This window comes from Synechococcus sp. R55.8 (assembly GCF_047461895.1).
Lineage (GTDB): Bacteria > Cyanobacteriota > Cyanobacteriia > Thermostichales > Thermostichaceae > Thermostichus.
Genome location: NZ_JANSIB010000020.1, coordinates 19,101 through 28,873, shown reverse-complemented (window position 1 = coordinate 28,873; position 9,773 = coordinate 19,101). Strand labels below are relative to the sequence as shown.

The window sequence follows — 9,773 nt, the reverse complement described above, 5'->3', positions numbered from 1 at the left end:
ATTTGGGGTTTATTCGAGGGGAGAGGCCCTTTAGGAGCTGCTCTGGGATGAACTTCCGAAAGCACTCCGCGCCCTCAACCTGACCAAGAGGGGGCTAACTCCTACCAGGTTACCTGATCCCGCAGTTGCTCAATCCGGGCTGGGCCAATGCCATTGACCCGTTGCAGATCCTCCAAAGAGGAGAAGGGGCGGGCCTCGATAATGCGCTGCGCCAGGGCGGGGCCAATGCCGGGCAACTGTTCCAGCTCCGCCGCCGTGGCCGTATTCAGGTTAACGCGAGGGGATCCCCCAGGAGACGCCACCGGAAAAGCAACCGACGGGGAAGGGGATCCCGCCTCAGGAGGAAGAACGACCTCGACTTCCAGCAGCTCCGGCTCCGGTTCAGGCAAGGAAGCGGCAACGGGGACGGGGTTGGGGCAGCGACGGGACGCCTCTTCTGCCTGCTGTTGCAGGCGGCGGCTGGGGCCAAAGCGGGCATCGGCAATGAGCCGGTCGAACTCCCGCACAAAGTGATCCACCACTCGGCTATTGCGGATGATCAGGAGGTTTTCATCGTTGACGTGATTGGCAGCCATCGACCAGTTGTGGGATCCGGTGATCACCGTGGCCTGAGGAGTGCCGGGATCGATGATGGCAAACCTATGGTGCAGCTTATCGCCGGGGGCGAGGTTGGGTATGCCTACAGACTGGGCCGGCAGCGTCCAGGGCAGGCGCGCCGCCTCCACCTGGCACTTTTCGTCGGGGAGCAACAGCCCCCACATCTCCAGGGTGCGGCTGTAGTCGCGGAAGGCAAAGCCGGGATCGAACACCCCGCGGATTTCTACGTTGCGCTCCTGGCGCAGTTGCCTGAGTTGGTTGACAATGCCCGGATCCGTAAAGACGAACAGAGCCAGATCCACCTGTCGCCGGGCTTGGGCCAGGGTGGCGGCGATGATGCCGTTGGAGGTGGCTTCATAGGGCAGGGAGCGGCTGGCAGGAGAAAAGTGAACCCCCACAATGGCATCGCCAAGGTACACCGTTTCCAGGGAACGCTTGAGCTTCTGCACGCCGAAGCGGCTATCGGTCAAGCCACCGGGGCCATCGCCCCACATGAGATCGAATTCCTCGGTGTAGAGGCGGGCCAGCTCCGGGCTGTCCAGCAGCAGCAGATGGTTGGCATTGCCGACACTGCCAGGCGCATCAAAGTCCCCGTGAATATCAGAGAGGGTGAAATTGGCCGAGCCGGTCAAGACTTTCTGCCCGTCGATCACCACAAATTTGTGGTGCATCAGGCCACTGCCCTTGGAACCATCGGCGGTATCGTCCAGCCAGGGCACCTGGCCTCCATCCAGCAAGGCGTACACATCCCGCGTGGCGACCTCCTCAGCCGAAAACCGTCCATCGCGGTTCACATCCACCAGGTTGCGGTACTCCTCGAACTTGCGACGGCTGCGCTCGTCCAGCGCCCGCACTTCGGCAGGGGTGAGCTGGTGCCAGGCTCGCACGTAGGTGTTTTCAGTAATAAAACGCACAGGGATCCCCGCCTGCCGCCGCTCCACCAGAGCCTGGGCAATCAGGGGTAGGTTCAGCTCCTGCACGGCAATATCCACCGACTGCCGAGCGGAGCGAATCTGGGAAATGATGAACTCTTCCAGGTTGTAGCCATAGCGGCGGATCTGGCGATAGGGATCCCGATAGGTGCTCTCGCGGCTTTGGTTGAACACCACCCGGATGCGGGGGTGCTGCGGCAGAGGGGCCAGGGTGGGCAGCTCCGGCTCTTGGGGGTAGGGTCTGGGCCGAGGACCCACCCAGTAGCCGATCAAGACCAGAATGAGAAGCAGAGCAACCCAGGGCAGCCAGCGGCGGAGTTGCCGCAACCACGACGGGATCCCGTTCATGGCCTTTCTCCTCTCCAGCAATCACACCCCCAGGATACCGAACTTTATCGCAGCCACTTCTGGGGCAAGGTGTCTCTGGGGGGTATTCTCACCTATCACGTGGTTCCCGGTTTGGCCCCTTCCGACGCCCTCAGAGCCGGCCAGCAGGTGGCGACCTTACAGGGATCCCCGGTGACGGTCACCCTCGAGGGAGGACAGATCCGCATCAACAACGCCAAGGTAGTTGTGGCAGACATTCAAGCCTCTAACGGCATCATCCACGTCATCGATGCAGTCTTGATCCCGCCGCGTTAGGAATTGGGCCACCACTTCGGGCATCATAGAAGCATCGAGATCCAGCACTTTATTGGGGAGATTCAGCGTGGAGCGGCCTAAGTGGGTAGCAATCGTTACAGGGATCCTGGCCATTGCTCTGGGGGTGGGCTACTTGCTGCTGGCACAGCTGTTGGATTATCGCGGGGGCGAGTTTTTGCCGGCACCGCTGGAGCCGCCGGCGATTTTGGGAGAGGGGATCCCTGGCTCATGGGGCCGGTTGATCTGAGGGCGCTTTTGACTTCCTGCTTCCCCTTCCTCTTTTACTTGCGGGTGGCTGATCCCCAGCAAAACTCTTGACAAAATTGTATGCTCAGCTACAGCAAGCCCTATGCTGGAGAAGCGACTCGGATGGCTCAGCAATTTTGGGTTGCTTGATTTGAAGATTTGGGCAGGCTGTGGGTTGGGATGGTGCTGTCGCGCTCCACTTGGGTGTGGTTGTGGGCAGGGCTGGGTTTGGCGGCCCTGAGCCAATATCTGCAATGGGTTAGCGGGATCTATAGCTTTATCGCCCCCCATTCGTTGCCGCTGGCGGATCTGGCAGTGGCCGGGATCCTGGGAGGGACAGCAGCAGCAGGTCTGGCAGCGCGCCATTGGTGGCAGCAGGCTGGCCGACGGCAAAGTACTCCAAACCAGCGGACACAACCGCTGCGGCGGGTTAAGTTAACTCGGAATCAGGTGCAAGCCGATCTGGAAGATGCCGATCGCCTGATCCAGAAGCTGCAGAATGACATCAGTCGCCGTGCCCTGCGTGCCAAGCTGCAAGAGATCAATCAGCGGCTTAACCAGGAGGAATTGCATCTGGTGGTGTTCGGCACCAGTTCCGCCGGCAAGACCTCGTTGATCAATGCCTTGATGGGCCGACCAGTGGGCGAAACAGCCCCCACCCTGGGCACCACCCGTCAGGGATCCATCCACACCTACCAATTGGAGGGCTTGAACAGCCCCATTTCCCTCACCGACACACCTGGGCTGCTGACGATTGGAGGGGCAGGGGAAGCGGAAGCCCGCGCCTTAGCCCAGAAAGCCGATCTGCTGATCTTGGTGGTGGCCGGGGATCTGCTGGCTTCGGAATATGCCGAAATGCTGGAGCTGGCCCGGCTGGGCAAATCCACCATCCTGGCCCTCAACAAAACCGATCAGATGCTGCCGGAGGATGTGGAGACCATCTTGGCCCATTTGCGCCGACGCACTGCCGGTGTGATCCCCGCCGAACAGGTGGTGGCCATCGCCGCCGATCCAGAACCCCTGAAGGTTCGCTACTACTCCGAAGATGGCTCTGTGCGGGAAACTTGGGAGCCGCAGCCCCCCGAGACAGAGGCCCTCATTCAACAAATGGCTCACCTGCTGCAGCAGAAGGGATCCCACCTGCGCTTGGCCAATGCCTTGTTGCAAACCCGAACTCTCAGCGAAGCCGTCCAGCAGGCCCTCCAAGAAGAACGTCGCCAACAGGGTCGCCAGATCGTGGAACGGATGCAGTGGGCCACCGCTGCTGCCCTGGCGGCAAACCCTCTTCCTGCTTTGGATGTGCTGGCAGGAGTAGCCATTCAGGCGCGCATGATTGGGGAACTGCACCAGGTGTTTGACCGACGCATTACCTTGCGCCGGGCCCAGCAAATTGCCCAGAGTTTGGCGCAAATGGTGGTGCAACTGGGGGGGCTGGAGCTGGCTACTCAGGCTTTGGGCTCTCTGCTCAAGGCCAGCCCCTTGATGGTGATGGGGATCCCCCTGCAGGCAGTGACGGGGGCCTATCTGACACGGGTGGCGGGGCTCAGTTACCTAGAGTGGCTGTCCTCTGGGGATCCCTGGCAAGAGGAAATCCTGCAAGAGCGGATTAGGCAGCAGCTCCAAAACCGTCATCCTCTGGCCTTTCTCACCCAACTGGCCCGCCAAGCCCATTCCAACAGCTAGTCCAAGCATCCGTCTTTTCGCCGCCACAGGCCCAACCTATCCCGTTCTCCGCCCGCTGCGGAAAATCCATTACACTGAGTACAGCTTTTTCTAACTTAACTTTGTAGAAGTTCTGTAGATTAGCAGGCTCCAGGTCACACAAGAGAGAACATTTGTACCAGCCATACTCAGTGTTGCCGGAAAAAGTTGCACAATTTGTTAATCACAAGTCAAGCCCAGTCCATCATTTTGTAGTCTGCTGCCCTAAACTGGCTCCGTTTGCGCCTTATGTCTTCCATCAACCCGACCTTGCCCATTCAGTGGATCGACGCGGATTCGGGAGAGGTGGTGGAAGAATGCCCTTGGGAGAGCAGTCCCCATCCGGGCACCTACGTCCAACTGGCAGAGCAGCACTACCTGGTTCTGGAAAAGCGTCATTCCTACCGGCTCCGGCAAGGCAAATACCACCTGTGTGGGATCCGCGCCCTGGTGCGTTCGGTCACCCCACCTCAGGAAGTGGGAAGGTTCCTGGGGGATCCCTCGTGTCGGTTTAATGCTCACTCGCCCTTGCTGCGTTGTGCCGTCAACCCCAGCGGGCCCTGTCAGGGCTGCCCCCACTACGAGTCGGCCCCGCGTTGCTAGCCCTCCAGCTCCAGAGCCAACACCTGGGTCAGCGCACGGTTGGTCTTTTCGCGAAACTCGGCCACGTTCACCCGTCCCAGCAAATACACGGCCAGCAACATCACCGCTGCCTCCACCCCAAAGACGGTGGCATAGGCAAGCACTGAAGAAGTGGGGAAGAGAATGCGCCCCAGATCGAGCAAAGCCCCGCCGAGCAAGGTGGAAACCGCCTGGGACATGGCCTGGGCCAGTCCCCAAGCCCCGATAAAGGTGCCTGCCGTCTCCGCTGCCGTCAAATCCAACATGAGGGTAATGGCGCCATTGGTGGTGATCCCAGAAGCCAAGCCAAACAGGATCATGCACAGCTGCAGCAGCCGTGGATTGCCTGTAAACCCTGAGGCAATGGTCAGCCCAAAAGAGATGGCCACCAGCAGGCAGCCCAGACGAGCCGTTGTCTGCTTGCCTAGCTTAGGCACGATGAAAAATCCGGTCAGCACAATCCCCACCAAAATGCCCAAACTCCAAAAGGCATTGAGTTGGGTGCTCTGGGCCACCGTCATGCCAAACACCTCGCCGCCGTAGGGTTCTAGGATCGGCTGTTGGATAAACAGGCCCATGGTCATCAACACCAAGAAGCCGAAAAAGATCAGAGTTTGGCGGCTGGCGGTCAGCACCTTGATGGCCGTGCCAAGGGTGATTTGGTCTTCCCGTCCGGCCAGGGTGGAACGGGATCCGTAGCGGGAATAGCGCTTTTCCACCCCCCAGGTGGCGATCACCCCCAGCAGGATCACCACGGCTGGAATGATGATGAAGAGGCGATTAATGGTGCTCTGCAGGTTGTCCGGATCCAAGCCCCGCAGCAGAACTGCCGAGCCAATGGCCCCGCCGGCAATCCCCACCATCAACATAGACCAGACGATCCCCACCAACTTAGAGCGGTTGTCCTCCTCTGACACATCCACCAGCAGAGCCGCAAAAGGTGTGGAGCAGGCGCTGAGGCAGAGACCATAAAGGGCAAACATCAAACAGGCCAAGCCTATCCAGCCATAGGTGGCTCCAGACCAGCCCGTGGCCGCAAAGCTCTCCCCCAAACCCCACACCACCTGCACCCCCAGGAAGATACAAACGGCAAATAGCACTGATCCCAGGCGCACATAGCCGGTGCGATGCAGGCCAAACAGGGGCTTGGCATCCGAGAGCTGCCCAAACCAAACCCGAGCCGGGGAGACCAACTGGTGCATGGCCAGGGATCCCCCCACCACTGTGGCCGGGATGGCCAGCAGCTCTGTATCGATCATGACACGGTTCAGCACTCCCAAAGTGAGCAACGACATCATTCCCAAGCCCATCTGAAACAGGCCCAGGCGGAACATAACATGCAGCGGCAAGGGCTGAACCTGCGCCTGAGGCTCTGGAGAAGTTGAAGTTACAGAAGCGTTGACCTCGGGATCCCGGCGAATACTGGCCATGATCTGGAATATTTCGAAAGGGTGCTACAGCTTTTTATCGTAGCCCAGGCGGCCTGGGATCCCGGCAAAAGCATGGGGTTGCCAAAAGCGAAACCGCCACGTCCTCTCCCCTTTTGGGAGCTATTGTCAGGGTATAGTCCCCCAATTTCCAATCCTCAGGAATATTGCTATGCGCGCCCCCATCCCCTGGCTGCTGAGTTCACTGAGCTGGGTGGGCATTTCCCTGGCCGCTCCGCCGATGGTGTCTACTTCTCAGGCAACCCCTATGGATTTTCCCCTCCACCAGTCCCTTTCTTCCCCCTCGCCTTCAGAGTGGGCAGAGTACTTGGCCTACAGGCAGGTGATTGACCAGACGATCTCCATGACCTGGGATCCGCAAGCGCGAGCCTTGGCAAAGCAGTATGGGCTGGATATCGTCAACATCACCTGGGAAGATACCGGACGCCACAAGGGATCCGCCCTTGGCCCCAACATCAGCGACATGACCATCCAGGTACAACAGCTCAACCCCAGAACGGGTCACTACGAGCTGAGCCTGATGCCGGTGATCCGCTACCCCAACTTTGCCGATCTGTCTGCCGACCTGCCCCTCGACAGCCTACAGGTGCTGGTGGGCAATGAAAAAGGAAAGCCCTTGCAACCCGTGTCGCTGCGAGAGCTGCTGGGGAATCTGCGCCGCTACTTACATGATCCCGGCTCTTGGGCCGGCAACCGGAACTCCCTGCTGGCTCCACGGGATAGCCATGTGTTGGTGAGCGCCCAAGCTGCCTTTTTGCCTATCCCTGCCGGGGGATCCGCTCAATTCAACCCGGTGTTGTTCAACTACCAATCCTATCCCGGTAACCCAGCCGTACTGGCCATTTTGGCCACCCGCGAGGGCACCAGCATTACGGTGATCGAGAACCGCACCGAAGATAGGGTGGGCGGGGCTATTTGGGGCCAGCGCCTTTTCTTCAATCAAAACGGTGAACGGGCCAGCCTCACCGGGCAGCGCCTCAGCGATTTTCGGGCCGAGCAAGCCGCCAACCCAACCCCCAGAGATCCCCATTCGGCGGAAGTAGCAGAAGAAGCCCTGAACCTGGTGATGGTGATCCAAGTACCTCTCCAGCAGCGGCAGCCGCCGCGAAGGGAAGTTGAGGATATCTCTGTCAATTCCGGACCCGCAGCCAACCTGGCTGGCCTCAGCAATGTAGAAGCCGCTGTCATTGGACATGGGCCGGTGGAAGGCCCCTTCACCGAGGTCAACAACCTCGACATCAAGCGGGATCCCCGCTTTCCCATTCGGGTCACGATCCAGTTCTACAAAGCCACCGACAATGGCGTGGTCTCCGCCGAGGACATGGCCCAAATCCACCATCAAATTGCCCGCGTCTACCGAGAGGCCGATTACGTAGGCAGCTTGGTGATTCAGGGGGATACAGGCCGACCTACGGAGTACGACCGCGATGCAGAGACAGAGCGCCCCTTTCCCTTTCCTGGGTGGCCGTGGCGTTAGGGCCTGCTGCGCATTTTTCCCACAGCCTGCAAGCGGGTGGCAGCATCTTCTCGCGCCTGGGTTTCTCCACTACACTGACTACTGACCTGACGCCAAGGGGAATGGGTGTCGGCCCGATATCCTCGGCAAGGTCAGGGTCTGCAGAGACAGTTGCCAAGGTCTCATTTCTTGAGGCCATGGTGCTTGTCTGTGCCAGCTCTTGCCCAAGGCAGTGGGGAGTTTTTCCTGCAACACTATGGCTGACGCAGTTCCCGTTCGGCGCTACGACCTGTTTGTGCAGGCTTCCCGGCTGCTGCAGCGCTACCGGCAGCTCACGCCGGAACTCCGTCCGATAGGGCTAGAGGTGGCTCTGGCCATCCAATATCACCGTGCTCAGGCTGGATCGGGATCTCTGCTGCCTTGGGTGGGATCCCCTCGCGGACTGCCCTTGCAGCAAGTGGCCCAGCGCATTTGCGACCCGTTTTACAGCAAAACCCACCCTCTTTTACCGACCTTGCCCGAAACCGGCGAGCCTTTGGTGTGGCCTCTGTTCAACCAGGGGGAAAACGGTTTGATCCGGCCCCTGGCCCCGAGCAAAGTGGGCGGGAAACTGGCGGAACGGCGCTGGCTCAAAGCCTGCAACAGCCAGGAAGGGATCGGCTGTCATGCCTTGGCGGCCCACTTGTGGCAAGACGAGCGCTTTTTGGCCGAAGACCGGGATCTCTGTCCTTTCCGCCTTTATGACGGGCGCTACCCTTTGAGCGTGGATCAAGGGCGGCAGACTTGCGGCTTTGACGATCACCCCTGTGGCTGGCAGCCGGGACACCCCAAAATGTTGCAGGTGGTGGGCAAAGGCAAACAGGCCGAGATCCTGCTCCCCCACTGGACGGATGACATGTGGGCGATGCTCATTCCCTCCCATCGTCCGCTGCCGATTTACCCGCTCTTGGTGATGCTTTACTTTGGCCAGGAAACTTTGCAAAAGGGGCGGAGCAGCCTCTCCATCGAGCAATTTCGTCTGGATTTTCAGTTTAGCCAGTCTCAACTGCGCCTGTTGTTCGACACCCACCCTGAGCACCCCTTGAATCGACACCTGCTTACCTGGGCTCAGCAGCCAGAGGTGGAGTGGGGATCCACAGAACTCTTGCCCCAGATGCCGCCCCTCCTGCATCAACCTGCCGGGGGCAAGGTGGTTTTGGATCCCGATGAGCCGCCCCAGTTCCGCAGCAGTGGGATCCCTCACAGCGCCGGGACAGACCCGCTGATGGCAGAACGCCGCCGTCGACGTCAGTTGGAGCGCAGCGAGCGCCACAACGAGATCTTGCACCAGTTTCGCCGCTGGTTCCGCCTGGCAGGATTGGAAGTCCGGGAGGATCAGCATACCTTTGACTTTTTGGCCGTGGCGGACGGGCATCTGCTTTTGGCCGAAGTGAAGCTCCTGCACCACAAGGATGCGGCAGAGGCTTTGCAGGAAGTGGTGGGACAGTTGCTCTACTATGAGCGCTTTGCCCTCGGCCCTTGGATCGAGCAGGGCTTTTCCGTTCAGAAGGCCGCCGTTTTCGATGGGCCACCGCCAGATCCCTATGTGCGATTTCTAGAAGACCTGGGCATTGCCACCTACTGGATCAACGAGCAGCAGATGATCGATGGGCCAGAAAACTCTTTACGCCTGCTGCGCCAGATGGGGGTGCGGGTACGACCGGATCCCGAATTGGGGGATTAGGGGAAAAAGCCTGCCCATGTTCTCCCCTGAGTTTTGACTCAGGCGGGGGTAACTTCTTGTCTTCTTAAGCGTACCTTAACTGCCCCTTTACTCAGATTCCTTCCTGAAGATGGTATCCATACAGACGGTAAAAATACGGGATCCTTTGAAGTTTCGGGAGGAGTGAAGCAGATGTGGTCTAGGGTTACTTCGCGTCGTGTTGCCCAATCAATTGCGGTGCTAGTTTTTGGTTTGGTGCTTTTGGTTTCTCTGCAAGGGTGCGGCTCCAGAAGAACTCTTTTGCCAATACTTACACCTGTGCCAGCACCGACCCCGACTTCAACACCCACAGCCACGCCAACACCGACGCCCACACCGACCCCGACTTCAACACCCACAGCCACGCCAACACCGACGCCCACACCGAC

The 9,773-nt window shown here is 59.6% G+C and carries 8 protein-coding genes; 6 read left to right on the top strand and 2 right to left on the bottom strand.

Translation table 11 applies throughout. The features are described 5' to 3' along the window. Positions 1-101: 101 nt before the first annotated feature. Entirely contained in the window at positions 102-1,877 is a 1,776-nt protein-coding gene (locus NW829_RS03560; protein WP_414416459.1) for a phospholipase D-like domain-containing protein, read from the bottom strand. On the opposite strand from NW829_RS03560, the gene NW829_RS03555 reads away from it, so the two are divergent. From NW829_RS03555 to NW829_RS03540, 4 genes are all read left to right on the top strand, one after another. After that, on the top strand, positions 1,848-2,171 hold the full coding sequence (locus NW829_RS03555; protein ID WP_414416458.1) for a fasciclin domain-containing protein: 324 nt from the start codon (positions 1,848-1,850) through the stop codon (positions 2,169-2,171). The genes NW829_RS03560 and NW829_RS03555 overlap by 30 nt on opposite strands. A 67-nt stretch (positions 2,172-2,238) precedes the next feature. After that, on the top strand, positions 2,239-2,418 hold the full coding sequence (locus NW829_RS03550) for a hypothetical protein (protein ID WP_414416457.1): 180 nt from the start codon (positions 2,239-2,241) through the stop codon (positions 2,416-2,418). 179 nt (positions 2,419-2,597) lie between these two features. After that, entirely contained in the window at positions 2,598-4,100 is a 1,503-nt protein-coding gene (locus NW829_RS03545; RefSeq protein ID WP_414416456.1) for a DUF697 domain-containing protein, read from the top strand. A 267-nt stretch (positions 4,101-4,367) separates the two neighbouring features. Continuing rightward, the gene (locus tag NW829_RS03540) at positions 4,368-4,721 is read left to right on the top strand and encodes a DUF6464 family protein (RefSeq protein WP_414349734.1); all 354 of its coding nucleotides are present in this window, start codon (positions 4,368-4,370) and stop codon (positions 4,719-4,721) included. On the opposite strand, the gene NW829_RS03535 is transcribed toward NW829_RS03540, so the two are convergent. Then, positions 4,718-6,169, bottom strand: coding sequence for a BCD family MFS transporter (locus tag NW829_RS03535; protein WP_414416455.1), 1,452 nt, complete (start codon positions 6,167-6,169; stop codon positions 4,718-4,720). The genes NW829_RS03540 and NW829_RS03535 overlap by 4 nt on opposite strands. Positions 6,170-6,338: 169 nt before the next feature. On the opposite strand from NW829_RS03535, the gene NW829_RS03530 reads away from it, so the two are divergent. Both NW829_RS03530 and NW829_RS03525 read left to right on the top strand, forming a co-directional pair. Continuing rightward, positions 6,339-7,664, top strand: a complete 1,326-nt coding sequence (locus tag NW829_RS03530) for a hypothetical protein (RefSeq protein ID WP_414416454.1) — start codon at positions 6,339-6,341, stop codon at positions 7,662-7,664. A gap of 235 nt (positions 7,665-7,899) precedes the next feature. Then, positions 7,900-9,366, top strand: coding sequence for a hypothetical protein (locus NW829_RS03525; RefSeq protein WP_011434306.1), 1,467 nt, complete (start codon positions 7,900-7,902; stop codon positions 9,364-9,366). The last annotated feature ends 407 nt before the right edge of the window (positions 9,367-9,773 follow it).